Origin of the sequence: Trinickia sp. NRRL B-1857, assembly GCF_050470685.1 — a bacterium.
GTDB lineage: Bacteria > Pseudomonadota > Gammaproteobacteria > Burkholderiales > Burkholderiaceae > Trinickia.
This window is the reverse complement of the sequence record NZ_JBFLUK010000011.1, coordinates 1,417,351-1,443,093: the sequence shown is the minus strand read 5'-3', so window position 1 is coordinate 1,443,093 and position 25,743 is coordinate 1,417,351. Positions and strand designations below refer to the sequence as shown.

The 25,743-nt window shown below is 62.2% G+C and carries 22 protein-coding genes; 10 read left to right on the top strand and 12 right to left on the bottom strand.

Annotation, left to right across the window (positions count from 1 at the left end; genetic code table 11):
- The first annotated feature begins 2 nt into the window (after nt 1-2).
- From AB1286_RS26810 to AB1286_RS26770, 9 genes are all read left to right on the top strand, one after another.
- Nucleotides 3-1,676, top strand: a complete 1,674-nt coding sequence (locus tag AB1286_RS26810) for a GspE/PulE family protein (RefSeq protein ID WP_430366249.1) — start codon at nt 3-5, stop codon at nt 1,674-1,676.
- Nucleotides 1,663-2,772: a type II secretion system F family protein gene (locus AB1286_RS26805; RefSeq protein WP_430366248.1), complete on the top strand. Its 1,110-nt coding sequence runs from the start codon at nt 1,663-1,665 to the stop codon at nt 2,770-2,772. Before AB1286_RS26810 ends, AB1286_RS26805 begins: the two co-directional genes overlap by 14 nt.
- A gap of 52 nt (nt 2,773-2,824) precedes the next feature.
- A complete protein-coding gene (locus AB1286_RS26800) occupies nt 2,825-3,361 on the top strand; it encodes a type 4 pilus major pilin (RefSeq protein WP_430366247.1) in 537 nt (178 codons plus the stop codon).
- Between the two features lie 78 nt (nt 3,362-3,439).
- A complete protein-coding gene (gene pilM / locus AB1286_RS26795) occupies nt 3,440-3,907 on the top strand; it encodes a type IV pilus biogenesis protein PilM (RefSeq protein ID WP_430366246.1) in 468 nt (155 codons plus the stop codon).
- Nucleotides 3,908-3,920: 13 nt separating this feature from the next.
- A complete protein-coding gene (gene pilV, locus AB1286_RS26790; protein WP_430366245.1) occupies nt 3,921-5,666 on the top strand; it encodes a shufflon system plasmid conjugative transfer pilus tip adhesin PilV in 1,746 nt (581 codons plus the stop codon).
- A gap of 2 nt (nt 5,667-5,668) precedes the next feature.
- Nucleotides 5,669-7,516 (top strand): type III secretion system outer membrane ring subunit SctC, encoded by a 1,848-nt coding sequence (gene sctC, locus AB1286_RS26785; RefSeq protein WP_430366244.1) that lies wholly within the window; start codon nt 5,669-5,671, stop codon nt 7,514-7,516.
- Nucleotides 7,517-7,632: 116 nt separating this feature from the next.
- Entirely contained in the window at nt 7,633-8,712 is a 1,080-nt protein-coding gene (locus tag AB1286_RS26780) for a sensor histidine kinase (RefSeq protein ID WP_430367328.1), read from the top strand.
- The gene (locus tag AB1286_RS26775; protein WP_430366243.1) at nt 8,709-9,545 is read left to right on the top strand and encodes a response regulator transcription factor; all 837 of its coding nucleotides are present in this window, start codon (nt 8,709-8,711) and stop codon (nt 9,543-9,545) included. The genes AB1286_RS26780 and AB1286_RS26775 overlap by 4 nt, the downstream gene beginning before the upstream one ends.
- A gap of 21 nt (nt 9,546-9,566) precedes the next feature.
- Nucleotides 9,567-10,994 (top strand): secretin N-terminal domain-containing protein, encoded by a 1,428-nt coding sequence (locus AB1286_RS26770; RefSeq protein WP_430366242.1) that lies wholly within the window; start codon nt 9,567-9,569, stop codon nt 10,992-10,994.
- Between the two features lie 42 nt (nt 10,995-11,036).
- On the opposite strand, the gene AB1286_RS26765 is transcribed toward AB1286_RS26770, so the two are convergent.
- From AB1286_RS26765 to sctU, 12 genes are all read right to left on the bottom strand, one after another.
- Nucleotides 11,037-11,864 (bottom strand): sugar phosphate isomerase/epimerase family protein, encoded by an 828-nt coding sequence (locus AB1286_RS26765; RefSeq protein WP_430366241.1) that lies wholly within the window; start codon nt 11,862-11,864, stop codon nt 11,037-11,039.
- A 196-nt stretch (nt 11,865-12,060) separates the two neighbouring features.
- A complete protein-coding gene (locus AB1286_RS26760; RefSeq protein ID WP_430366240.1) occupies nt 12,061-12,516 on the bottom strand; it encodes a molecular chaperone Tir in 456 nt (151 codons plus the stop codon).
- A gap of 148 nt (nt 12,517-12,664) precedes the next feature.
- Complete coding sequence (locus AB1286_RS26755; RefSeq protein WP_430366239.1) at nt 12,665-12,796, bottom strand: hypothetical protein; 132 nt, start codon at nt 12,794-12,796, stop codon at nt 12,665-12,667.
- A 142-nt stretch (nt 12,797-12,938) separates the two neighbouring features.
- Nucleotides 12,939-13,238 carry a hypothetical protein gene (locus tag AB1286_RS26750; RefSeq protein ID WP_430366238.1) on the bottom strand — a complete coding sequence of 100 codons (300 nt, stop codon included), beginning with the start codon at nt 13,236-13,238 and terminating at the stop codon, nt 12,939-12,941.
- A 9-nt stretch (nt 13,239-13,247) separates the two neighbouring features.
- Nucleotides 13,248-14,318 (bottom strand): type III secretion system protein, encoded by a 1,071-nt coding sequence (locus tag AB1286_RS26745; RefSeq protein WP_430366237.1) that lies wholly within the window; start codon nt 14,316-14,318, stop codon nt 13,248-13,250.
- Nucleotides 14,319-14,482: 164 nt separating this feature from the next.
- Nucleotides 14,483-15,520, bottom strand: coding sequence for a hypothetical protein (locus AB1286_RS26740; protein ID WP_430366236.1), 1,038 nt, complete (start codon nt 15,518-15,520; stop codon nt 14,483-14,485).
- Nucleotides 15,517-15,780, bottom strand: coding sequence for a type III secretion system export apparatus subunit SctS (sctS, locus tag AB1286_RS26735; RefSeq protein WP_430366235.1), 264 nt, complete (start codon nt 15,778-15,780; stop codon nt 15,517-15,519). Before sctS ends, AB1286_RS26740 begins: the two co-directional genes overlap by 4 nt.
- 40 nt (nt 15,781-15,820) lie before the next feature.
- Complete coding sequence (gene sctR / locus AB1286_RS26730; RefSeq protein ID WP_430366234.1) at nt 15,821-16,471, bottom strand: type III secretion system export apparatus subunit SctR; 651 nt, start codon at nt 16,469-16,471, stop codon at nt 15,821-15,823.
- Entirely contained in the window at nt 16,455-17,627 is a 1,173-nt protein-coding gene (gene sctQ / locus AB1286_RS26725) for a type III secretion system cytoplasmic ring protein SctQ (protein ID WP_430366233.1), read from the bottom strand. The genes sctR and sctQ overlap by 17 nt, the downstream gene beginning before the upstream one ends.
- Nucleotides 17,628-17,665: 38 nt before the next feature.
- Nucleotides 17,666-18,415 carry a type III secretion system protein SctP gene (sctP, locus tag AB1286_RS26720; protein ID WP_430366232.1) on the bottom strand — a complete coding sequence of 250 codons (750 nt, stop codon included), beginning with the start codon at nt 18,413-18,415 and terminating at the stop codon, nt 17,666-17,668.
- A gap of 37 nt (nt 18,416-18,452) precedes the next feature.
- The gene (gene sctV, locus AB1286_RS26715) at nt 18,453-20,513 is read right to left on the bottom strand and encodes a type III secretion system export apparatus subunit SctV (RefSeq protein ID WP_430367327.1); all 2,061 of its coding nucleotides are present in this window, start codon (nt 20,511-20,513) and stop codon (nt 18,453-18,455) included.
- Entirely contained in the window at nt 20,513-21,568 is a 1,056-nt protein-coding gene (gene sctU, locus AB1286_RS26710) for a type III secretion system export apparatus subunit SctU (protein WP_430366231.1), read from the bottom strand. The genes sctV and sctU overlap by 1 nt, the downstream gene beginning before the upstream one ends.
- Before the next feature lie 543 nt (nt 21,569-22,111).
- Here sctU and AB1286_RS26705 point away from each other — a divergent pair.
- Nucleotides 22,112-25,708, top strand: a complete 3,597-nt coding sequence (locus AB1286_RS26705; protein WP_430366230.1) for a beta-ketoacyl synthase N-terminal-like domain-containing protein — start codon at nt 22,112-22,114, stop codon at nt 25,706-25,708.
- The last annotated feature ends 35 nt before the right edge of the window (nt 25,709-25,743 follow it).

The following is a 25,743-nucleotide window of genomic DNA, read 5'->3' as shown; positions in this document are numbered from 1 at the left end:
TCATGCGCATACTGAACGCGAAGTCCCATTCCGCTGTCCCCGTGCCGCTGCATCCGTCGCGTACGTCGGTGGAATCCGCGCGGGCCGCATTGGGCATCAAGCACTCGGAATTCAAAACGAAAGCCGAGCCGCTCGACCTTGCGAACGCGAAGGCGCTATCGGATAGCGGCGAGTTCGCCGCCAGCGAAGAGGAGCGCAAGTTTCTTTGCTTGCTCGACGACGGCCGGCTCTTGATCGCCGAAGGGCAGGCGATGAACCCGTTCGTGCTCTCTTACCGGGCGCGGCTCGATCGCCTCAGTCACCGGCATGTGCCGACGTTCGTCGGCCTGGACGTGGTCGCCCGCGCGTATCGCGAGCGTTGCCGTGCGGGCGCGGAGCCGCTCGATCATACGGCGATGCAAGTCCTTGCCAAGGAGCTGATCGCGCAGGCTTGCCGCGAACGCGCATCGGACATTCACATTCGCGTTCATCGCTTTAGCACCGAGATTTTGTTTCGCGTGCATAACGAGCTTCAACGCGTGAAGGAGCAGACGCGCGAGCAGGGCGAACGGCTGCTGGCCACGCTGTATGCGGCGATGGCGAGCGTATCGGACAACACGTATAAGCCGACGGAGCGTCAAGACGCCGCGATCGGCGACCGCGACAAGTTGCCCGATCAATTGTTCGGCGTTCGCATTGCCACCGCGCCGACGAGCGAAGGCAGCTTGATGGTATTGCGCCTGCTCTACAACGACGCGGGCGATACCACCGAGCTTCAGCGCCTCGGCTTTACCGATGCGCAGGCAGACGCGCTCGAATTCCTGAAGGCCCAGCCGATCGGGATGAACATCATCAGCGGGCCGACGGGGTCGGGCAAATCGACGACGCTGCAACGCGTGCTTGCGAGCGAGATCAAGGATACCGACGGGACGATTCACGTCATCACCGTAGAGGATCCGGTCGAATATCCGATCGCCGGTGCCGTGCAAACGCCAGTCGTCAACGCGCTCGGCGAAGAGGCGCGTTCGGCGGTTTTCGCGGAAGCGATTGCGAACGCAATGCGGCTGGACCCGGACACGATCATGATCGGCGAGATTCGCGATCGCGCGTCGGCCCAAACGGCATTGCGCGCATCGATGACGGGGCACCAGGTCTGGACGACGTTGCATGCGAACAGCGCGGTCGCCATCGTCGACCGTCTGATCGACCTCGGCTTGCCGCTCCGTATGGTCACCGACGAGACCGTCGTGACGGGGCTGATCAGCCAGCGCCTCGTCAAGCTGCTCTGCCCGCATTGCAAGGAGCGCTTCGCCGATCGGCTGCACGAACTCGATGCGCCGCTCGTGTCGCGCATCAAGCGTGTGGCCGGGGCGCGCATCGGCGATGTCTGTTTGGCGGGCCCAGGCTGCGAGCATTGCCGGGAGCGCGGGACGATCGGACGAACCGTGGTGGCTGAGGTGATCCGCACCGACGCGCGATTTTTTGCCTTGCTGCGCGATGGCGATAAGGCGGGCGCCATCGCTTATTGGATTCGGCACTTGGATGGGCAAACCGTCGTCGATCACGCGATCGAGAAGGTGCTCGACGGCCTCGTCGATCCACGCATGGCCGAGCGCGTCGTCGGGCATCTGACCGAGCAAGTCGATTACGACAGCTTCGGCGGCAATGTGATCGGAGCCAATTATGGTGCGGCTTGATTTCATTCGCTTGCCGTTCGCGCTGCCCGACCTCGAGCGCGCGTTCGCGAAACTGCAACTGACGACGGGCGAGCGGCTGCGGCTTTATCGCAAGATCAGCAAGATGCTCTCGAACGGGCTGCCGCTCTTGAAGGTGCTGGAGGAGCTGGAGTTGCGCGCCTCGCATGGCGGACGTAAGCCGAAAGAAGCGATGGCGATCGTCCTTGGCGATTGGCGTCATGCCGTGCAAAACGGCGGCATGCTGGCTGAGGGCATGGCGGGTTGGGTGCCGGAATCGGAGCAATTGATCATCTTGGCGGGCGAGCAAGCGGGGCGGATCGAATCGGCGCTCGTTTCGGTGGCGGGCGTCGTGCAGTCGAGCCGCAAGATTCGCTCGGCGATTCTCGGCGGCATCGCCTATCCGGTGATGGTGCTCGCGATGGTCGTTTGCTACTTATACCTGTTCGGCACGCGCGTCATTCCGCGGTTCGAGCAATTCGCCAACCCTGCCGATTGGCATGGCACGGCACGTTCGCTCTATGTGATGTCGGGCTTCGTGCAGCATTGGCTGTGGCCCTCGCTCGCCGTGCTCGGGCTCTTCGTTGCGCTCGTGGGCTGGTCGATGCCGCACTGGAACGGCCGCATTCGTACCGCGCTCGACCGCGTGCCGCCTTACTCGGTTTACCGGCTCGTGGTGGGGAGCGGTTTCTTGATGGCCTTTTCGTCGTTGCAGGCGTCTGGGTTCACGGTCGAGAAGTCGCTGCTTAGGCTCGCGACGAATGCGCGGCCGTGGCTGCGCGCGCGGATCGACGACACGCTGTTCGGCGTGAAATCGGGCCTCAATGCCGGCGAGGCAATGCGTAACGCGGGCTATCGGTTTCCGTCGCAAGAAATCGTCGACGACTTATGCGTCTACTCCGAATACAGCGGGTTTTCGGAGGCTTTGAAGACGATCGCGGAAGAGTGGCTCGAGGAAGGGGTGGAGACGATCTCCGTGCAGATGAAGGTGTTGAACGGTGCAGCCATCATCGTGCTTGCTCTGGTCATCGCATGGCTTATTACCGGGTTTTTCGGGATTCAGCAGGAAATCGCAGCCGTCACGCGCGCGATGCGCTAAGCGGCACTTCGGGATTTTGGACATTGCCGTCATTGATGAACTGGGGGACCAAATGAAAAAGCATCAGTATTCGAAGACACGTCGGTTGCAGAAAGGGGCGTCGCTGCTCGAAGGGATCGCCTACTTGGGGATCGCCGCGATCGTCGTGATTGGGGCCATCGCGTTGCTTAATACGGCGTTTAGTAGTTCCAATGCCAACGATGTGAATTCGCAGCTATCTGCCATTCAAACTGCGACACGCAAGTTGTTTATGACGACGCAGGGCAGTTACGGGACCACGGATATCACGCAGACGCTGATCACCGCAAAGGCGTTTCCTCAGACCCTGTCTGTTGGAGCGTCCACGGTTAGAGCGCCGTGGAACGGTGGGGTGAAGGTTTCCGGGGCAGCCTCTGGGCAGCAATTCACGATCACTTACACCTCTTTGCCTGCCGATCTTTGCGTCAACGCAATGACGGCGACCTCCAACGGGTGGGTTTCGGTCACTGGGCCGGCCGATAAGGCAGCTCACACACCTCCGATCTCTCCGGCCGATGCCCAAACCTCATGCGGGTCGAGCGCCGGCGACGTAGTTTGGACCTCTAACTAAGTAACGTCGTTCGATCCTTGTACCCCTCGCCGGCCCACCCGCCGGCGGGCCCTGCTCATCCCTACTACGGAGAAAACCGTGTTAGCGATTGCCATGTTCGCGGTGTTAGCGATGCTGATCGCCGGCTACGAGACGTTCGTCGGCGAGCAAATGAACGTCTTAGCCACGACGTCGACGCAAGCGCTCGCCTTGAATATGGCTGCGTATCGGCAAATGGTCATCAATTACGCGACGGCGCATCCGGCGTTTAACGGCGCGGTGCAATCGAATCAATTGACGCCGGTCGCCAATTACACGCCGAACACGATGTGGCAAAACTACGTGCAAGGCCATACGGTCGTGGTCTATACGACGAGCAACGTCTCGCCGGAGATCGTCGCGGAAATTTCGCAGCTCGCCTTGGGCTCCGTATTCGCGGGACGGGCCTTTAACGGAAAGGAAATACCGCCGTCGAAGGTCTCGATTGCCATCCCGTTGCCCGCGGGTATAGCGGCCTCGATTCCGAACGGCAGCCCGGTATGGCTGGCGCAGGTCTATGCGAGCTGAGGGGGGCCAACCGATGCGGCGTTCGATCACCTTCAGCCCACGCAGTCGCCAACGCGGCGCCACGCTCGTCGAAGCGCTGGGCGTGCTGTTTATTGCTGCCTTGATGTTCCTTGGCTTGTCGATGCTCATCAACACATCGATGCAGAACATCCGCGACCAGCAAGCCGCGCAATATCAGGCCCAACTCGCCACCGCCGCGACGCAACTCGTGCAGGCCAATTACCAGCAGCTTGCATCGGATGTGGCGGCCAAGTCTCCGGTGGTGGTGCCGCTGAAAGCGCAACCCGGTGCTTTACAATTGGCCTCCTTTTTGCCGGCAAGCATCCAAGATAAAAACGCATACGGTCAGTCCCCATGCTTGCTTGTAACAGCCAGCCCGACCGGCATCGACGCACTGCTCGTAACAGAAGGCGGGCAGACGATCCCCGATCTCGAACTCGGCTATATCGCGGCGAATGCTGGAAAGGGCGGCGGCTCGATTCCATCCAAAATCGCCTCGGGCGCGGCGAACAACGGCGCGGCCTACGGCGCCTACGGCGCGTGGATCATCGGCGCCCCCAATCCGACGGGGCAGAGTTGCGGCAGCCTCCCCACGGCCGCCGGGCACCTCGTTAGCGAAGTATTCACAAGTGCAGTCGCGAACAAAAACCCCGACTTCCTATATCGCTCGCGGGTGGCGGGTTATCCCGACGCAAATGCCGTTCATGCACCGATCTATTTGAACGACACGGTGCCCCATGCGAAAGAAGTGCTCGATGCCGATTGCAATCACCAGGTGTCCAATGCGATCGGTAAGATCACGACGGACGCGAACGGCCGTTTGCTCGTCTGCGTGTCTCCAGGCGATTGGGAGTACGCGGGCTCGGCCTATTGGCTCGATCCCGTTGCGACGGACGCCGACCGCCTTAACCTAAAGAATGTGAAGGTGGGCGACGTCACACTCGTCTTGTCGACCGGCGTACCTTGGCAATACTCAGGCACCGGCAGCAACAACGGATGGCACCCCCTCGTCGTCGACAACAACGGTAATCTGATCATCGGCGATGCGCTGATCGCCGCAGCGCGGCTAGATCTGACGAAGACGAACAACATCGGCGACGGGTGCCCGGACGACTCCAAACTGATCGCCTCCGCCGGCCAGATTTCGATGGACAGCTCGGGCAGCGTGCTGTCCTGTCAGAACGGCACGTGGCAGAACCAATCGCAAATCAGCCCGGGCGGTAGCGATCAGGGTTGCTACATCATCATGGGTACCCCTGGCGCGCAAGACTACCCGGAATGCAAATTTCAGTACACGGGAACGTATCCGTCGGGCAGCGGCAACCCAGGCTACGACTCCGGCACGGGCAGCTATAGCTTCACCATTACGCGAACGGTGAAGCTGTCCAAGCCGGGCATCATCTCGGCCGCCGTCTGGGCGCACATGTACGACGAGCAGTGCGTAGGCGGGAAGATCATCGGTACCAACCGAGGGCAGGTGGCGCAATACGTCTCGATCTACGACAACGACACCCATACGCTCATCGGCCGCAACCAGGCGCAATCGCCGACGATCGTCAACGATGCCGCAGGGATCAACGTCAATCTTCTGCAATCCGCATCGCCGAATACAAAAGGCTACGACGTCGTATTGGAAACCGATTGGGCCAATTACGACGGTATCCAAACTCCCTATAACACGAGCTATTGCGGCCCGAAAGGCAATGTCGTGCTGACGTCGCCGGTCGTGTCCGGCTGGACCATCAATTCCTTTTACTGAACATGTCGCGTCAACCGGAGAGTGCAAGCGTGCGTAATCATCGTCAACACGATCGTCATCGCCCGACACGGCGTCGCTTTCGCAGCTTAGCGCCGCTTGCCGCGCTCGGCCTCGCGCTGACGCTGATCGCGCCGAGCCTGCCCGCCGCGACGGTGCATTGGAAGACGAATACGGTCACCTATTCGACGGACGGCAAGGACGTGAAGGAAGTGCTGCGCGATCTCGCCGCGAGCCAAGGCATTCCGGCCAATATCGGCGGCGAGGTGTCGGGCTCGGTCAGCGGGCGGTTCAACATGCCGCCCCAGCGCTTTCTCGATACGCTCGCCGCCACGTTCGGCTTCGTCTGGTACTACGACGGACAGGTGCTCGACATCGTCACCCCGGGAGAGATGAAGAGCACGCTGCTGCGCTTGGATAGCGCGTCGGCCGAGCAGCTTCGGCGCACGCTCGATCAACTCGGCGTAGCGGACAAGCGCTTCCCGCTCATCTACGACGACTCGCAAGGCGCCGTCATCGTCAACGGTCCGCCGGGCTACGTCCAGATGGTGTCGAACGTGGCGGACCGGATCGATCACAACGCATCGCACCGCTCGGGCACGGAAATTCGCGTGTTCCCGTTGCATCACGCATGGGCGACGGACCGCACGGTGGACGTCGACGGCCAGCCTGTCACGATCGCGGGCGTCGCTTCGCTGCTCAATAGCATGTACCACCCGAATCAATCGGGCGTGGGGGGCGCAGCGGGTGCGGCCGGTGCGGCGGCAGGCGTGATGAAGGCCAAGCCGATGAACGACGTGGCGGGCTCGAACGCGGGCGGTTATCCGAACGGCGGCACCGGCGCGGCCGGTACGCCGCCGTTGCCGCCGATTCCGAGCGGCGGACCGCTCGCCGGCTTGTCGGGCAAACCGTCGGCGCCCGTCGCGCAAGCAGCGAACAATGCCGCCCCCGCAGGCGGTGACGCGAGCGGCGGCCAGAAGGACGACGAATTGCCCGTCATTCAAGCCGACCCGCGCACGAACTCCGTGCTCGTGCGCGACACGCCCGACCGTCTGTTTCAGTACCCCGAATTGCTGCAACGGCTCGACGTCAAACCGCAGTTGATCGAGATCGAGGCGCACATCATCGAAATCGACGACAATGCCCTACAGCAGCTCGGCGTGGATTGGAGCGCGCACAACAGCCACGTCGACATTCAAACGGGCGGGGGCACGCTGCCGCAAAATACGTATAACGGCACGCTTACGCAGACGTTCGGCGGCACGACGTTGAACGGGTCGTTGCAGTCGCCGGTGCCCGTTTCGCCGACGGGCCTCTCGATGGCGGCCGTGCTCGGCGATGCCGGGCGGTACTTGATGACGCGCATCGATGCGCTGACGCAAACGAACGAAGCGAAGATCGACGCGAGCCCGAAGGTCACGACGCTGAACAACCTCGAAGCGGTGATGGCGAACAAGACCCAGTTCTTCGTGCCCGTAACCGGTTATACGTCGGCCGATCTGTACTCGGTATCGACGGGCGTCTCGCTACGCGTGCTGCCGATGGTCGTCGGCGAAAACGGCTCGACGCAAATCAAGCTCGACGTCTCGATCGAGGATGGGGAATTCACGGGGCAGATGGTATCGAATCTGCCGGTGGTCACGAGTTCGAATATCAACACCTCGGCATTCATCAAGCAAGGCCAGGCGTTGCTCGTCGCCGGATACCGCGTCGACAATCGTTCCAACGGCATTTCGGGCGTACCTGTCCTTTCGAAGATACCGCTCATCGGCAACTTGTTTAAGACCACGAGCACGAACGACAGTCACATGGAGCGCTTGTTCTTGCTGACTCCACGCATCATCGAACCGTGACCGGGTGCATTTTGCAAGGGATGAATATGGAAAGCCTCCGACACATCGAACCCGCCGCTCAGCGCGAATCGCAGCACGATGCGCAACCCGATGCCGGCAGAAAGCGCTTGCAGGCGATGCTCGACAGCCAGCCCTGGGGATCGATCGCGTTAGGACGCGACGGGCGCGTCGTCGCCGCGAGCGCTCGCGCCCGGGCGATGCTGCGTATCCCCATCTCCGTGGGCGAGTCGATCGAGAGCGTACTGAGCTTCTGCTTGCACGGCGGCGCCGAGGCGTACGCGACCCTCGAACAAGGGCGTGAAGTCGAGATCGAGGGCACCTGGTGTTGGCTCAAGCTCACGCGCGTCGACGAGCAAGGGGACGACGACGGCCGCGGCGATCCGTACTATGTGGCAGCATCGGTGGCGGTCGTCGATATCACGCCGGTGCATCGCGCGCTCGACGAACGAATCGCCTCGCTGCGCTTTTTATCGCACGATCTGCGCTCGCCGCTCAATTCAATCGTCGCGTTGACGCAATTGCAAGAACTCGATGCCGCGACGTTCGCGCAATGCGGCGGCATGCGGCAGATCGGGGAGTTGGCCCGCTATGCGCTGGGGCTCGGCGAGAATTTCTTGTTTTCGTCGGTCGTGGGCAATCTCGAGCGGCGCGACTTCTCGCGCTTCGACCTGCGCGCCACGCTGCGCGAGCTCGTGCCGCAATTGGAGGTGGCGGCCGTCTATCGCGGTGTCTCGCTGCGGTTGTGGTTGCCAGACGGCCGGCCCGCATGGGTCAACGGACTTCGTCCGTTCGTCGCGCGTGCGCTGCAAAACCTGATCGACAATGCGATTCAGGCGTCGTCGGCCGGTGCGACCGTGTCTGTCACATTCAAGCTGCAAGACGATATCGTCGAAATCGGCGTGAAGGATTCGGCGGGCGGTTTGCCGGGTCTCCATCAAAAAGGGCGCATCGATTCGTTCGATGAACTGGCGCAAAAAACGTCGAAAGGGTTCGGCCTTGGGCTGAAGCTGGCCACGCGTATCGTCACGCTGCATGGCGGGACGCTGCACGCGCAAATCAATGAAGACGGCGGTACGACGTTCGTCATGCGTTTGCCGAGTGTCGTCAAGCAGCAGCGGGCGGCCGATTCCGCGGCGGCGGCCATGCCGAGCGTGCGCGATTCGGTGCGCGCGTTCGCGGCGGGAGCGATGAAATGATTCAAACGACAGGCAAACCCGTCCGCGTGCTCGTCGTCGAAGACGACCCGGCCCAGCATGCGATGCTCGTCTCTTGGCTCAAAGCCGAGGGTTATCAGGTTACGTCGTTTCACGACGGGCTCGAGGCGCGCAACCATCTCGCCGATCATTGGGCGGATCTTCTCTTGCTCGATTGGGACGTGCCCGGCGTGAATGGCGAGCAATTGCTTTCTTTCGTGCGAGGGCGCTCCCGTTCGTCAGTGCCGGTCATTTTTCAGACGGTGCACTCGTCCGAAGCCGATATCGCCAAGATTCTCGACACGGGCGCGGACGATTTTCTCGTCAAGCCCGTGGATCGAACGGTCTTGCTTGCTCGCATCCGCGCCGTGCTGCGCCGAGCCAGCAGCACGAACGTCGACGGTCGCAAGATGATCGTCGGCGACTGCGTGCTCGACCGAGGCAGGCAGGCGCTCGTCGCGAGCGGCGCAACGCATCCGCTCGGCACGAAGGAGTTCGACATTCTTTGGCACTTGGCCACGCATGCGGGAACGGTCGTGCAACGGCAGGACCTCCTCAGCGTGGTCTGGGGCTGGGATGCGAACGTGCAGACGCGTTCGGTCGACATGTACGTCAGCCGCGTCCGCGCCAATTTGAAAGCGGCCGGCGTGGGCTGGACGATCCAGTCGGTTTATGCCACGGGCTACCGCCTCAATACGAGCGCCGGCGACGAAGAGGGGACGAGTGCCGAGGCGCGCCCCGCGGCGCTGCCGGCCGATCCGCCGTCGGCCGCGGCCCCCAGTCCTTCGCAAGAGCCCACGCTCGAATCGGTTTGGTCGAGCCGTAAACCTGATTGAATTGTCGAGAGCCGTCTCGCTATGAACCCGTACCTGATATCCGCCTGCGCTGCCTTGCTTTGCATCGGCGTGGGGAGCATGCCGCGCGAAGCGCGCGGCGCGTCGATTCCTTGGCAAACCGAACGGTTCGATTACTCGGCCCAGGCCGTGCCGCTGACCGATGCATTAGCGGCCTTGTCGTCGCAGACCCATGTCGAAATCGACGTTGCGCCCGGTGTGTTGGGTAGCGTGACCGGCCGCTTCAACTTGCCCCCGCAGCAATTTTTGTCGACGATGTCGTCGACCTACGGCGTGAGCTGGTACTACGACGGCATGGCGGTGCACGTGGCGCCTGACGCGGATCGGCGTACGTCGGCGATGCGCTTGAATTACACGACGCCCGACGCCGTACTCGCGCAATTGTCGAGCACGGGCGGCAGCGATGCGCGGTTCGCCCCGCAAGTGGACGAAGCCACCCGCACGGTCGTCGTGGCGGGGCCGCCGGCGTACGTCGCACGCGTCGAGTCGACTGCGCGCGCATTGGAACGCGAGGCACGCGAGCGCGTGCGCACGGCCGTGCGCGTCGTGACGCTGCAATCGGCGCAGGCCGCCGATCGGCAAGAAACGATCGGCGGCGCGCCGTCGGTTAGGCCCGGCGTGGCGACGCGATTGCGCGAGCGTTTTGCGCTCAATCGGCAACGTCCGTTCGCCGACGGTCGCGTGCCGCTTGAATTCGAGGCACCGTTGCCGCTCATCGAAGCCGACGTCGATCACAACGCGATCGTGATTCGCGATCGGCCGGAACGGCTCGAGGCCGACGCGCAAATGGCACGCGCTTACGATGTGAGGCCGGCGCTCGTGCGCATTTCGGGCTACGTGTTCGACGTCGATCCCGAAGCGTTGGCTGCGCTCCCGTTCGATTGGCGGCCGGTGGCCGGCTCGGCGCCGGATGCCTATGCCGTGCCGGGTACGCCGCCGGCAGCCCGGTATGCATTCAGTGACGAAGATGCGGCGGCCGTTGCCGCCCAATTGAACGAGTTCGTCTCGGAAGGACGCGCAACCAAGGTGATGCAACGCGATGTCATGACGGCCGACGGTACGGCTGTGCGATTGGACGAGCGAGCGGCTAGGCTAGTGGCCGCGGCCGACGATGGTGTGGGGATGGCGGGCAGCGACGCCTCTTTGCTCGATGTGCCGGAGGGCTTGTCGCTCGACGTCACGCCGGTAGTGGAAGGGGCGATGGATTTTCCGCATGTTGCATTGACGGCGCAATTCGCATTGCCGGGCGGTGCGCCATCCACGGTTCAGGTGGATGTGCCCTCGCGCAGAGCCGTATTGATCGCCGCGGCGCCGAGCGGCGGCATCGCGCCGCGCATAGAAGGATCCGATGGGGGCGCTGCGTCCCATGACGGCGAGCGGCCGCCGCGTACGCGAGTCGTCGTGCTCGTTCCCTACGCCAACGTCCATTGAGTTCGGCGGAGCGGCAATCGGCGCTCAGTGTTTTTCCTTCCATTACCGCACGGCTTCCATCGTCGCTTCGATCAGTTGTTGCGTCGATTCGAATACGTTGCGCGCATGTCGTTCGGGGTCGTTGAAACCGGTCATCGGCACCGCCAGTGAAATCGTGGTGGCTTCCGGAAGCTCTGCCAGCAGGTCTTTGAGCGGCAGCGTGCCTTTGCCCGGCGTCAGCCGTCCCGAGCGGTTTTCGGTGATGCGCGCATGCATCGACGCCGGCGCGATCGGGCCCGCGTCGCACAATTGCGCCGCGCGGATGCTACCGGGCGGCGCCGCGCATAAGTCGAGTGCACAGCCACCCGACCGCCACAAGTGCAATGCGTCGACGAGCACGGAGCCGTTCGATTGCCCCGCCGCCATGACGATATCGAGCGCGTCGTCGAACGAGGCGATCTGACGCCAAGCCATGAATTGGAGTGCGATGTTCAACCCAAGCGGCAAGGCCATCTCGCAGACGCGGGCGAAGTTCTCGGTTAGGCGAAAGGCATCGGGATCGTCGCCGAACACGGTCAGGCTCTTCGCATCCAGCGCGTACGCCGCCTCGAGCAGCGGAAACGCTTCCGAAGTGTCGAAGTTTCGGCCGATTCCCAGCGACTCGATACTGTTGACTCCGATCCCCTCATTGCGCAGATGCGAGGCCATTTGACGCGAGGCGACCGAATCCGTGCCGAGCGGATAGTAAGTCGAGCCCGGAAACGACGGATGTAGACGTAAGTCGATACTGGTGTAGCCGATCGTCGAGGCAAGCGTCGCGAGTTCGATGGGCGGCGTTTCCAAAATCGTCGAATGCGCTAGTGTCAATTTCGGTGCGGTGGAGAAATTCATCGTTTCATCACCTATTCGTTCGAAGCTCAAGTGGGAACGAGCGCTACGAAGGAAAGCCTAGCATTTGGATTATTTTAGATTCAACGGAAATTAGGCCGATTAATCGAAGGCCTAGGATTTTTGATAGTTTTATAAAGCGTGAATTGTCAAACTGTGGGATTTGTCGAGGCGAATGCACGCTAACAGGTGCGGGCGTTCAAGCCTTTAACCAGTAGTAGGTGCCCGAGGCGATTCCGTTGAACATGTCGTCGGACGACTCGATGACGTTTTGGCGCCAATAGCGTCCATGTTCGGCGTAGTGGGTAAAGAGGTCGGCGATGACCTCTCCGGTGACGTCGGGCGTGAGAGGCAAACGCAAGATCAAAATCATCCCGCCGGTGTCGGCATCGAGCCCGAGCTGGGCTTGATCTTGCGCGTAGATGAGCAGGTTCGCCTCGAGCATGAGGCGAAAGACCGTGAGCGTACGGCCCGCGGTGACGGTGCCGTAGTGGAAGTTGACATACATCGCCTGCGGATCGTTTTCGAAGTGATCCATGCGAACGTCGAAGCCTTCCACTTCGAGCGTGCGTGTTTGCAGAACTTGCTCGGCGTCGGGCAATCCGACCACCGCGCAGGTTTCGCGCACCACGTCGACGTAACGTTCGAGACTCATGCCATTTCCCGGTGTTCATGCAGTGCCGCACCCTCGTTGCGAGGGTGGGGCTAACGGAGCGAATATTCGTCCCGACGGGCGTGTAGCCCGAAGTGATGAAGATGCCTGACGTCGATGCAGAAGAACCACCCCGACGACAGGCCGTCCATCACTGAGGCGTCGTCGAGACGTTTTTTACCGCCGACGCCAACGAGCGTTGCAGGTTCAGAACCGACTCCATCATCGTGATTTCCATCTGCATTTGCGCCGTTTGCTGCATCATCGGCATCATTTGGCTCATGCTCGATTTCATTGCGCCGCCGGCTGCACTTGCTGATCCGCCAATTGCCATGGTTGCCTCCAAGAAAAGAGATTACGGTTAGGGAACGACAGTTTTACTGCTTCACTGCTTTTGCTGCTTCACTTCAAATAAGACGATCGCGTTACGCATCCAAGCCGGCTTGCGCCTTGAGGTCGGCCAGGCGCTGCACGACTCGGCCGGCTGCGGCGAAGCCGCGCTGGAGCGTTTGCAGATGCGCGCGCTCGCGCTCGACGGTTGCGGCTTCGAGCTTCGCCGAGAGGTTCTTCACGGTGTCGTCGAGCGCCGACGTGAGGCGCAAGACGCGCGCATGGCTCGTCGGCGAATTCAGGGTTGCTTCGAAGCCGGCCATATCGGCGGCGACGGCTTGCAGTGCTTCGTACATGGTGATGACCTCGCTGATGTTCGACTTCGTTGAAATCAACGGCTCCGCTCAATCCGGAACCGAATGTGCTTTAGCGCTCGGGCGATGCTGCTCGCCCGGCACGGACGCATTGCCGGGATAAAGGTGTTTCACGCCATCGGGCGTCTCGACGTAGCGCACGTCTCCAATCGCAATGAGCGCCGTGTAGTCGCCCGCGCTTTCGATCGGCGCGGGGCGTTCGCGCACGGCCACGTCGATGCGCTTGATATTCGTGTCGAGATCGCTTTTGACGCGGGCCAGCGCGGCGTGGAACTGCGTCATCGAACCGACCGTGCCTTCCACCTCGAATACGCCCGCTCCTCGATATTTCACGTGCGCGCCGTCGATCGCGAGTGCGTCCTCGAGATTGCGCCGGTCCGTTTCGCCCACGTCGTATTGACGCAGTACCTTGTCCTGGTCGGGAGAGACGCGGGCGAATACGCCGCGCGCCGCGACGTCCTCGGCTGCCGTCGCAACCATTCCTTGCACGACGACGGCGCTGCCGCGCGGGACCGCTTGCAAGTCCGCGAGCCCCGCCGCATGCAGCGCGTTGGCGATTCGCGTGGCCAATGTGTCGGGGCTTTGCATCGCTTGCGCGTCGCGCGGCTTCGAGCCGAATAACGTCGCGCCGGCAACGAGCACTGCCGCGATCATGGCGCCAGCCAAAGCCACGCCGATGGCGCGAGGGTTTTGCAGCCCGTGTGGCGTTGAGGCGGGCTCCTCCGGCTTGACCCACAGCATGCGCAGCAAGTCGACATCGGCCGGCCATTGCGCCTGCTCGGGGCCGATGCACAGTACGATCTCGCCGAACGGCAAGGGGACGAGATCGGGCACGAGCGTCACCGTGGCCTCCGGCTCTGCAACGGCCGGTGCGGCTGCGTTTTCCACGCCGTCCGTTTCGACGTCGCGCACCGGTTGGCTCGCTTGCGCGAACGTCCACCGCGCGACGCCCTTATCGTCTAGATCGATGCGAATGCTCGCTTCGGTCCAATCGGTGATGCAAATATCGGCGCCATCGTCGGCACCGAGCCGGTAAGTGCCGGGCACCAGTCTTACTTGGGCGCCGGAATGCGCGCCGGTCAAGATGCGCAGTTGTTTCAATTCGGTTGCCTCTTCGCTCGCATGATGGTGTGCACTTGTTGCCGCTGCGTGCTCGTCGATTTCTTGATGTTCAGTCTATCGGTGCAGGCTTGTTTCGTAGGTCTCGATGCGAACCGGTCAAAAGTTTTGCGAAGCGCGGCTGCGGCTCTTGGTCGCGCTCGCGGTCATTCCGTGTCGCGTTGCTGGGCACGCGCAGAGCGCGCCATGCGCTCGGCCCGCAGCGCTTGCGCGGGATCGACGGCCTGGCCCGTGGCGAACAGCAACGTGCGGATGCGGCAGACCGACAAACGCAGTTGCGGACGCGTCGACGGGCGCTCGCCGTGAAGGACGAATAGCGGCGCGAGTAGATTCAAATCCTTCTGACGCTCCGACAATTCGCCCGCCGATTGCGGCTTGAACGACGGCTCGTCCTGGACCGTTTGCAGTTGGTGCTTCACGCCGAGCAAGCCCGTTTGCCGCGTGGCATCGCGCAATGCCGTATGCCGGAAGCGGGCCGCGATCATATCGAGGGAAGAACCGAGAATGACGGGGGTGACGGCGGCTTTCGGATCGAGCGCCAGGGCCGCGCCGAAGCCTAGGCAGGTTCGTGTCCACGCGAGGCGCATTTGCGTTTCGAGCTTGATCGGCTCGTCGCCGTTCGCATCGGCAAGCGTGCGTAGATCGCTTCGAATCGCCGAGGGCGAGATACGCTTGCTCAGCTTGATCTTGACGATGTTGCGTCGATCCTGCTGCTGTTGCTGCTGGCGGCCCGATCCTTGTCCGCCGTCGCGATCCATCCGCTCCACACGGCGCTGTGCACCGGGTTCGTGCGGATGTTCCCCGTGAGCCGCATGTTCATGGGTTTTGTGTTCCCCGTGGGCGTTGTGCTCCGCGTGCGTCTTGTGCTCGCCATGCTTCTCGGTCTTCTCGGATTCGCCGCGCTGCTTCAACTCGCTCAGTAACTTTTGAGCGCGTGAACCTCGTGTGCGTTCCGCGCTCGCGCGGGCGGCGGCGAAGCGGGCCTGCAACTGCATGCCGGCGCGCCGGCGCGCCGCCGCTTGGCGCATCTTGAGCAGCCGCTGACGCTTGAAACGTACGGCATCGTTGCTCGCATGTTGCGTTGCGGCCTGTTCGGCTTGCTGCTGCGTTTGGCTCTGCTCGGCGCGCGCTTGTTCGATCGCCTCTTCGCGCTGAGCGAAGCTGTCGTAGCGAATGTCGCTCATGACGGCACCGCGAGCTGAACGAGTTCATTGGCGAAATGCAGGATCGTCGATCCGCCCCACGGGGCAAGCACGGCGATGGCGGCGATCGAGACGACGAGTTTCACCGCATAGGAGATCGTTTGATCCTGCAACGAGGTGATCGCCTGAATGAACGAGATCAACAAGCCGGTAATCGCGGCGATAAGCACGATCGGCAACGAGACGTAAAGACAGAGCAGCATCGCTTGCATCGCGAGGCGAACGAGGTTTTCGACTTCCATGGCGCGATTCCTACGGTTCGTGCAAAGCGGCGGCGGCCGCTCATCGGTACGTCAGTACGAGGCCGTGCATCAGCGCGGACCAGCCATCCATCACGACGAACAGCAGCAGCTTGAACGGGATCGCGACGTTGGTCGGCTGAACCTGGTTCAAGCCCATCGCCATGAGAACATTGGCGATAACCAGGTCGACGATGATGAAGGCGATATAGAGCAAGAATCCGATCTTGAACGCGTCGGTCATCTCGGTCAGCGTGAACGCGGGGGCGAGCACGATGAGGTCGTTCTCCTTCAGTTCGGCGGCCATTGCCTTGGGCCACACCACAGAGGCGGAACGCAAGAAGAAGCGCTTTTCGCGTTCGTGCGTATGCTTCATCAAGAACTGGCGGAACGGCTCTTTCGCGGCGCCGAATGCGCTGATCATCACTTGCGACGTTTCGCTCGGCATTTGCCGGTTTTGCATGTTCGCCATCGCTTGCATGCCGACGGGCGCCATGATGTAGATCGACACGAGAATCGCAATGCCGTTGAGGACCATGTTCGGCGGTACTTGCTGAACGCCCAGCGCGTTGCGCAGCAAGCTCAGGACCACGACGATCTTCGCGTACGAGGTCACCACCATCGCGACGAAGGGCAACATGCTCATCGCCAAGACGGCGATGAGCAGGCCCGTGTAATCACTGAACTGAACCATTGCCGTGCATCATCTGAAGGACGCGAACGCCGAGCTGGTCGCCGACGGTGACGAGCTCGCCGGTGCCGATCGTTTGACCGTACGAGGTGAGCCGGATGCGAGCATCCACGATCGGGACGGGCAGCTCGACGACGTAACCGGGCCGCAGCGCCGACAACTGAACGACGGGCATTTGCACGGTATCGAGTTCGAATTTGACGGGTAGATTCAGCTCGCCGATATCGATCGGCTCGTCGCCGCTCGCGGGGGAGGTGTCGTGGTCTTGCGTTTCATGGCTCATCGTAGGGGTCTCCTTTAAAGTCAGCGTGTGTCCTTCGAGGCGTGCGCCGGCGGCCAATTGCGCGGCGCCGGGCGTGCCCCACAGCGCGCGCAGATCGGCGGCCCGCGGCGGTGTGGCAAGCGAGCCGGCAAGCGCGGGGTCGACGGCGCGCAGCAAAATGTCGCCCGGGCGAAGCGTGCGCAGCGTGTCGATCCGATAGGTTTTCGCGCCCACGACGAGTCGGCCCGGTACGTGGATCTGGCTTGCATGCTGCGCGAATGGAATGCGTTGACGAGCGATACCGGCCGCGAGTGCTTCGACACAGGCGTCGTCGAGCCGGCCGAGGCGGCATTCGATATAGCGCTGGCCGAGGCGGAACGCGACCGATAGCGTCGTGCGCGGATCGGCTTGCTCGCGGCTGCGGCGCACGCCGAGCACGCGCACGTCGGGCATCCCGAGCGAGGCGAGGCGATCGGTGAGCGGCGCGAGCAGGATCGCGGCAACGGCGTTACGCAAGGCAATATCGCCTCCGCGCGTATCGTCCTTTATGACGTCGGTTTGGCGGCCCGACGAGGCGTTGCGGCTGTCGTCGTCGACGGCAACGCTCGCGAGCGCCGGATACAGGCTTAGATCGATGGCGATCGAAGCATGCGCGAAGCCGTGACTGAGGTCGATCCAAGCCGGTTGCGCGAGCGTCGCGGATTCGCCTGTCCCTACGGCGAGGCCCGTAATGCCCAACTTCAGATGCAGTAACGCGGCGAGCCGCTCGTCGGCGGCGAGCCGCGCGAGGCGCGCCAATCGCGCGTCGATCGCGGGCAGGGTCGCGAGTGCTTGCGCGCCCCGGACGATCGGGCCGTGGCGCGATGCGGCCGGCGAGGGCGGTGACGTGAATTCCATGCTTACCTTGTCGTAGATGAGTCGGATCGGGCTCGTCGCTATTCGAGCGTGATCTGAACCGTGCGAGGTGCGTCGTGCCGCAGCAGGAGCGCCTCGAGTCGACACTTGAGAACGTCTCCGTGATGTAAGACTATTTGCTTCGAACTCGCATGACCTGTGTCGAACCGAAGCACCAAGTCAAAATGCGAAAGCGTCAAGGACAACTTGCATTCGGGCAGGATCGAAGGGTCGAGCGTGAGGCTCATCGACCAGTGTCCTTGAGCCAGGACGGCCGGATCGGAGCAGAAATCGGCGACACGCGCGGCGAGGTAGTCGACTAGCAAAAAAACCGTGTGTTGCTCGCGCGAAAGGGCTTCGAGGTACGGCGCGTCATGCCGTTGCAGTTGCTGCGTCAGCGATTCCGTTTGCGCGGGCGGCGCTTTCCGTCCTTGCTCGGCATCCGCGGCCGGCGATACCGGCGCACGGCCGGTTGCCGCGCCATCGGAATGCTCGGCGCCGCCGTCCTGGTCGGCTTGCGGCGATCGCACCGATTCGCTGTCGGAGGCCCCGTCTTGCGATTGTGCGAGGCCTGACGCGCCGCCGTTGCGCTCGCCAGTAGCGCCGCTGTCGTTCGAGGTGTCGGCGCTGCCGGCCGGCAGGCGCGGCGGGGCCCCGCTTGCGGCGTGACCTTTTCGCTTGAGCAGGGACGCGTAATCGAAGCCGTTCCGTCGTTGTGCGCCAAGGGATGGGTCGACGCCGAGCTCGTCTTCGTCGATGGCATGCACGGCATACCCGCGAACGATAGCCATATCTATGGGTGGTGACGGAGGAAATGGCTTGCGGGGGTTACATCGTCACGCGGCCGAGCGCTTGCAGCTCCACGTGTCCGCCTAGCTCTTGGTAGGAGTAGACGGGCAACCAGCCGAGGCGGCTTTCGATCATCCGGCGGACGTAACGGCGGATGTCCATCGACGTGACCACGGCCGTGGCCGGGCGCGGCGCGTCGCCGGCATGGGCGGCGATGCTATCGACGAAATATTTGATTTCGTCGGGCGGCAGCGCGAGAAAATTGCCCGTCGGTGTTTGCCGGATGGATTGCCGAATGTGCTGCTCGACGGGGACGTCGAGCACGACGGCGGTGAGCGTACGCCCGCCGCCCGCCGCGCGATGGGCGATGTAGTGCGCGAGATCGCCGCGCACGTATTCGGCGAGCAGCAGCATGTCCTTTTCCTTAGGACCCCAAACGATCAGACTTTCCATGATTCCGCGGACGTTACGCACGGAAACCTGCTCTTCGAGCAGCCGCCGCAATACGTCGGCAATTTTTTGCAACGGCAGCGCCTTCGTCACTTCGGCGACGAGGCCCGGATAGTCCGCTCCGAGCTGGTCGAGCAGCCACTGCGCTTCTTGGATCCCGAGGAATTGGTGAGCCCGCGTACGCAATAGTGTGATGGCTTCATGAGCGATGACTTGCTCGGCGCGCCAAGACTTCGCTCCCGACGGAACGCTTTTCTCGCCGATCCAAAAGCTCGTCGCGAAGCCGCCGGCCGCACCGCGCGCTTCGCATTGCGCGGCGAGCGCCGAGTCGCCGGCGGCGTCGGGCAGCATGACCTTGCCTGGCGCAAGCTCCGCGCGCGAGCAGGGCACGTCGTGAACGAGGATCTCGTAGGCATTCGACGGCAGCGTTTCCGCCGTCCACATCACGATGCCGGGAAACGGCAGGCCCAGTTCGTCTTGCAACGCGGCGCGCTCGCCGTCGAAGGCTTTGTCGAGATGAGGGGTGGAAAGCCGCACGATGAGATCGGGCGCGACCCGCACGCCCACGGGCGCCGTGAATTGCGGAGCGCGCGGCAAAATGGACGGCGCGTCGCCCTTAGCGCCCGCGCGTTGAAAAGCGCCGACGCTCTCGCCTTTGGCGCCGGTCGTGCGGCGGCCCGTGCTTTTCTTCGCGAGCCGGTAGCCGGTGAAGGCGAGGACGGCCGAAAGCAAAATGAAAAGCGGCGCCGGAAAGCCGGGCACGGCGGCGAAGCCGAGGAGCAGCAACGCGGCGAAAAACAGCGGACGCGCGCTGCTCGCGAGCTGGCCGAACATGTCGGTGCCCAGCGAACGCTCGGTATCGTGGTTGCCGTCTTCCACGCGCGTAATGATGACGCCCGCGGCGACCGAGATGAAGAGCGACGGAATCTGCGAAACCATCGCATCGCCGATCGACAGAATCGAGAAGCGATTCGCGGCGTCGCCGGCGGTCATCCCGTGGTAGGCCACGCCCACGGCGATACCGCCGAGAATATTGATCAGCGTGATGATGAGACCCGCGATCGCGTCGCCCTTGACGAACTTCATCGCCCCGTCCATGCCGCCATGCAATTGGCTTTCCATCGCCAGTTGCAGCCGCTTTTTGCGCGCATCCTCTGGGGACAGCACGTTGGCGCGGAGCTCGGCGTCGATGCTCATTTGCTTGCCGGGCATGGCATCGAGCGTAAAGCGCGCGCCCACCTCGGCGACGCGCTCCGAACCTTTGGCGATGACGATGAACTGCACGGTCGAAATGATGATGAAGACGACGAGGCCGACCACGAGATTGCCGCCGACGACGAGCTCACCGAAACTTTCGATGATGTGGCCGGCGTCGGCGTGCAGCAAGATCGACTTCGTCGACGCGATGTTGAGCGACAGCCGATACAGCGTGGTGAATAGAAGCATCGACGGAAACGCCGATAGCGAGACGATGCTGCCGACGTACATCGTCACCATGAGCAGGGTCACGCTCAGCGTGATGTTCAAGGCAAGCAGAACGTCGATGATTTCGGGCGGGAGCGGCAAGATCATCAGCGAAACGATCGCGACGACGAGCACCGCGATACCGATTTCTCCCGCGCCGGGGATGCGCAGCGACTTGAACATGATTAGGCTCCAATGCGTGGCGCGCCGACGCTATCGACCCAGCGCAGGATCGCGGCGACCACTTCGAACATCGCTTCGGGAATAGGCGCGTCGTATTCGACGCGGTACAGCGCACGCGCGACAGGCGGATTCGCCACGATCGGCACGCCGGCTTCGGTTGCATAGCGGCGCACGAGCGCCGCTTGCTGATCGACGCCCTTGGCGACGACGACGGGCAGCGGATCGATGCCGGGCCGGTAGCGAATGGCCACCGCGTAATGCGTCGGATTGGTGAGCACGACGCTTGCGCCGCCCACGGCCGGTTTGTCCGGTCCTTTGTTGATCATTTCGCGACCGCGTTTGCGCCGTTCGCGCTTGACGTGCGGATCGCCGTCTTGCTGCTTGCGTTCGCGCTTGATGTCGTCCTTCGACATTCGGTTTTGCCGAATGAAGAGCCACTTTTGGATCTTGAAGTCCGCAAAGCCAATGACGAGGTAGGCGACGAACGAGATTGTGAGTAGCTTGAGCAAGGCTTGCCAGAGCACCTTCATCAACGGACCGAGCGGCTGATAGGCGGCGCTCGAGAGCAACGGCAGCATGTGTTCGATCGAGATCCACATGACCGGCAGCAGGACGGCGAGCTTGATGAGACGCTTGCCGACGTCGATGACGGCGCGTAGCGAGAAAATGCGCTTCAGGCCGGCGCCGGGGTTGACCGCCTGAAACTTCGGCATCACCGGCTCGAAGGCGATGACGAGGCCGGCCTGCGCCGCCGTGCCGACCGCCGCCGACAGCGCGCCCGCGCCTGCGATCGGCAGCAACATCATGACGGCGACGCCGAACAAGTGATAGAGCGTATGCAACATGCTCTGGAGCGAATGGTCGCCGCGCACGAACGCGAGCGTCTGGGTGACGAGGCCGCGCAACGAATCGGCGATCATGTGCTCGCCCATCATCAACACCCCGATCACGCCGAGCATGCAGACGGTTTCCGTCAAATCGGGGCTTTTGGCGACTTGCCCTTTCTCGCGGGCATCGTCGAGTTTCTTCTGAGTGGGCTTTTCGGTCTTTTCGCTCATCGGGTCCGCGTTCCCATGGCGTCGACGCACGAGCGGCCGACAATGCCGCGAACGATAGCTCGGGCATTGCCCCGTTTCGTTCGAGCGGGCGAAGCACAGGGAGGAAAAGCGAACGCGCCGAAATTTCACCTACCAAAATTGGCAGCTATGCCACTACGAGATCTCCTACCAGAATTGACAGCTATGCCACCGGGGTTTCCCCTACCAAAATTAGCGACGCATTACGGATCATTCACAAGGCCCTAACAGCTAGTAAGTTATCCCTCGGAGCGCAAATTAGATCGGCTCCGCCTGAATGGAGCAAGTCCAGCAGCAAATCGGTGTGACCCAAGCTGACGTGACGGTACAAGCGTTCTCCCGTCACCCGCAACGTCCCCTCCAACCGCTTCAGCAAGGAACGCGCGAGTAGCCGCGCCGCGGCTTTCATCGCTGCATCGGTGTCAACGCTAGTTATGTCTGTGATCACAGCGTGAGTCGTCCGCATCAACTCGTGCTGCACTTTGTTTTCTGACATTGCGCCTATCAATATTGCAAAGCGTAGATATGGAAAAGCGAATCAAGATCAGTTCAGAAAATCCGATTGTTGCTGGTCATGAGGTTCAAGGTAGCAAAGTACTTCCCGGCTTGGCCTATATCGACATGCTCTACCAGTTCTTCGGGAAGCATGGGCATCGCTACGATGAGCTAGAGCTGCGTAACGTGGTGATCTATCAACCTCTCGTGGTGAAGTCCGGCGAGTCGATCGTGTTGACGATCCGTTGCTCGGCGGCGGGCGAGGGAAGCTGGAACGTAGTCGTTGCGCGTCAGGGCGCGGGCGATCGGCATGGCGATTCGCAAGATGGGCGCTATCTGACCGCCGAGATGCACCGCGTCGGCGCTTTCGTATTCGCCGAGGCGTTGGACGAACACTTGCTCGCGGATACGGCTTCGGGTACGGATCTGGAGACGATCTATTCGGTCTGCCGCGCCCGCGGCTTGGTGCATAGCGGAGTGATGAAGGTCGCGGGACGCATGCGACATCTGGGCGACGCGGTCATCGTCGATTGCCGCCTGGCGCAGGGCGTAGGCGCGGGCCCTGTGCCGTCATTTCATCCGGCGTTGATCGACGGCAGTGCGGTGTGTGCCGGCGCCGCCTGGCATTCCGTTGAAAAAAATGACGACGCCAGGTTGCTGCTGCCGCTCTATTACGAATCGTTCCGCGCCGTTGCGCCGCTTGGGCAGCGATGTATCGCCCGCGTTCAACTGAGCTCCCGCCGTAGCAAGAATGAAATCGGATATCAGACGCTGGAGTTTTTCAGTTCGACGGGACAAAAGGTCGCGGAATTGAAAAACTTGGGGAGTAAGTTCGTCCGCGATTCGACGACGATCGGAGGCGGATCCGTGTCCGACGCGAGCGCACCGCGGATTGAGTTCGCATCGGAACAGACCGATGGAGCCTTATTGTCGCGCGCCGATATCGAGCGGATCTTGTGCGAGCTAATTGCCGCCAAGTTGAATGTCCTTGTCGGTAAGATCCGGACAGATGCCGGTTATTTCGAAATGGGACTGCAATCTTCCGATCTGCTGGGGCTCGTTGAGACGATCCAGCGCAAGCTCGGTGTGACGCTGGCCCCAACCGTTTTGTTCGAATACGCAACGATCGCCGAGTTGGCTGAATACTTGAGCGGGGTTAGCGTGCCGGCCGGGCGGCTGACCTCGGCTGTGGCGGAAAGTCCCAGCGTTGTCGCCGAGGGTGTGGGCGTACGTCTTAAGCAAGATGCGCAAGAAACCGTGCAAGCGATGCCGTTTGTCGGCATCGCGCAGCCAGGCGCTTCAGTGCGGGCGCCGTCGATGGATATCGCGATCATCGGTTTGAGCGGACGATATCCGCAGGCGCGCAATGTCGCCGCGTTCTGGGAGAACCTGGTCGCAGGTCGCGATTGCGTTGAGGAAGTGCCCACCGAACGCTGGGACCATCGGGACTACTTCGACAACGACAAGGACAACACCGAGAAGACCTATTGCAAGTGGGGCGGCTTCATGGAGGGCGTGGATGAATTCGATCCACTCTTCTTCAATATCTCTCCGCGCGAAGCGGAGGTCATGGATCCGCAGGCAAGACTCTTCTTGGAGACGATTTGGGAATTGCTGGAAGACGCAGGTCATACCCGAGAAATATTGCATGAACGTTATAGGCGCAGGGTAGGTCTGTACGTCGGGGCAATGTACCAACAGTACCGGTCGCTAATCGAAGACTCGCATGGGGAATCGATCGCGGCCATTTCGTCTTATAGCGCGATCGTCAACCGAGCGTCATATTTCTTCGGTCTGGAAGGCCCCAGCATCGCCGTCGATACGATGTGCTCGTCGTCGATGGTAGCGATTCATATGGCTTGCAAGGATCTGTTGCTCGGCGAGTGCGAGTTGGCGATCGCGGGCGGCGTCAATCTCTCGATAGACCCGAAGAAATTCGTCGGCTTGAGCCAGGCGCAACTGATCGGCTCTCATCCGGATAGCCGCAGCTTCGCCGATGCCGACGGCTTTTTGCCCGCCGAAGGCGTCGGGGCGGTACTGCTGAAGCCGTTGGCGCGCGCGGTGGCGGACGGCGACAGCATTCTCGCGGTGATCAAGTCGTCGGCCACGAATCATAGCGGCCGCTCGAGCGGTTATGCCGTCCCCAACCTCAATGCTCAGGCCGACCTCGTCGAGCGTACGCTCGATAAAGCGGGGATCGACGCGCGCAGTATCAGCTATGTGGAAGCGGCCGCCAACGGATCGCTGCTCGGCGATCCGATCGAGATTGCGGCGCTGAATAAGGCGTTCGGCAAGTTCACGACGGATCGGCAATTGTGCGCGATCGGATCGGTCAAGTCGAACATCGGCCACGCGGAGGCCGCCTCCGGAATCTCGCAACTCACGAAGGTGGTGCTTCAACTGCGGCATCGTCAGCTTGCCCCCTCGATCAAGGCTGACACGCTCAATCCGAATCTCACGTTCGAAGGTACGCCGTTCCGTTTGCAGCGGACGTTGCAGGAGTGGATGCAACCCATGATCGAGATCGATGGCGTACGGCGGGAGGTGCCTAGACGGGCCCTGATCAATTCGTTCGGCGCCGGCGGCTCTTACGCGAATCTAATTGTCGAGGAATTCATTCCGGCGCCGATGCACGCGCAGGGCGAATTCGCTGACGGTCCGGTCGCCATGATTTTCTCGGCGAAGACGCGTGAGCGCCTGAATGCCGTGGTCGAGCAGATTTCGGCGTACGTGCGCAGTCAAGAGGCGATCTGCCTCGCCGATCTGGCCTATACGCTGCAAACGGCGCGCGAACCGTTGGACGTGCGCGTGGGGTGGGTGGTGGCAAGCCGCGATGAATTGCTGCAAGCGATGATGCAGTACCTAGCGTCACAGCGCGAGGAGCGCGATCGCGGGGACGTCGACGAGACGAATGAGCAAAGCAAGATTCGCACGCTGCTTTCGGGCCGGACGGGCGAGATGATGATGCAGTCGCTGCTCGCCGAGCGAGACCTGGAAAAGCTCGTTCTCCTGTGGACGCAGGGCGCGAAGATTTCGTGGCAATCGCTCTATACGGGCCGGCATCCGCATCGAATTTCGTTGCCGACCTATCCCTTTGCGAAGATGAAGTTTCGCTTCGCGAAGCGCACGTCGACCGGTTCGGCCGCTTCCTCCATGCAGGCCCCCGTGATCGGCGAGGGTCAATCGATCGAAGAACACGGCGCGCCTCGCAACGAGGGTGTCGAGCGCTGGGTCTTGCGATTCCTCTCGGATGCGCTGCGTATTCCCCTCGAATCGCTGAATCCGGCCAGCCGGATCGACGATCTCGGGGGCGATTCGATCGTCAGAATGCGGCTCGCCCGTGGGTTGGAGCGCGACTTCAAGATCAAGCTCTCGGGACGCGAGTTGCTCGATCACCCAACGATCGGCGCGTTGAGCCGCTTGGTACGCGACAAGTACAAGCCGAACGATCTCGTTGCGGACGTGGCGGCGCTTGCTCAGCCCGAAAGCGCCGAGGCCGCATTGCATCGAGAGCGCGTCGCACAGCCCGTTGGCGACGACACGGTGCAAGCATTGGAAATGTTCCGCAACGGCGAGTTCGATTTGGACGAACTCGAAGACATCTTAACGGAGAGGCTACTCGCCTAGCTCGCGGCCGGCATTCCTACGGTTCGCTTTAGCCC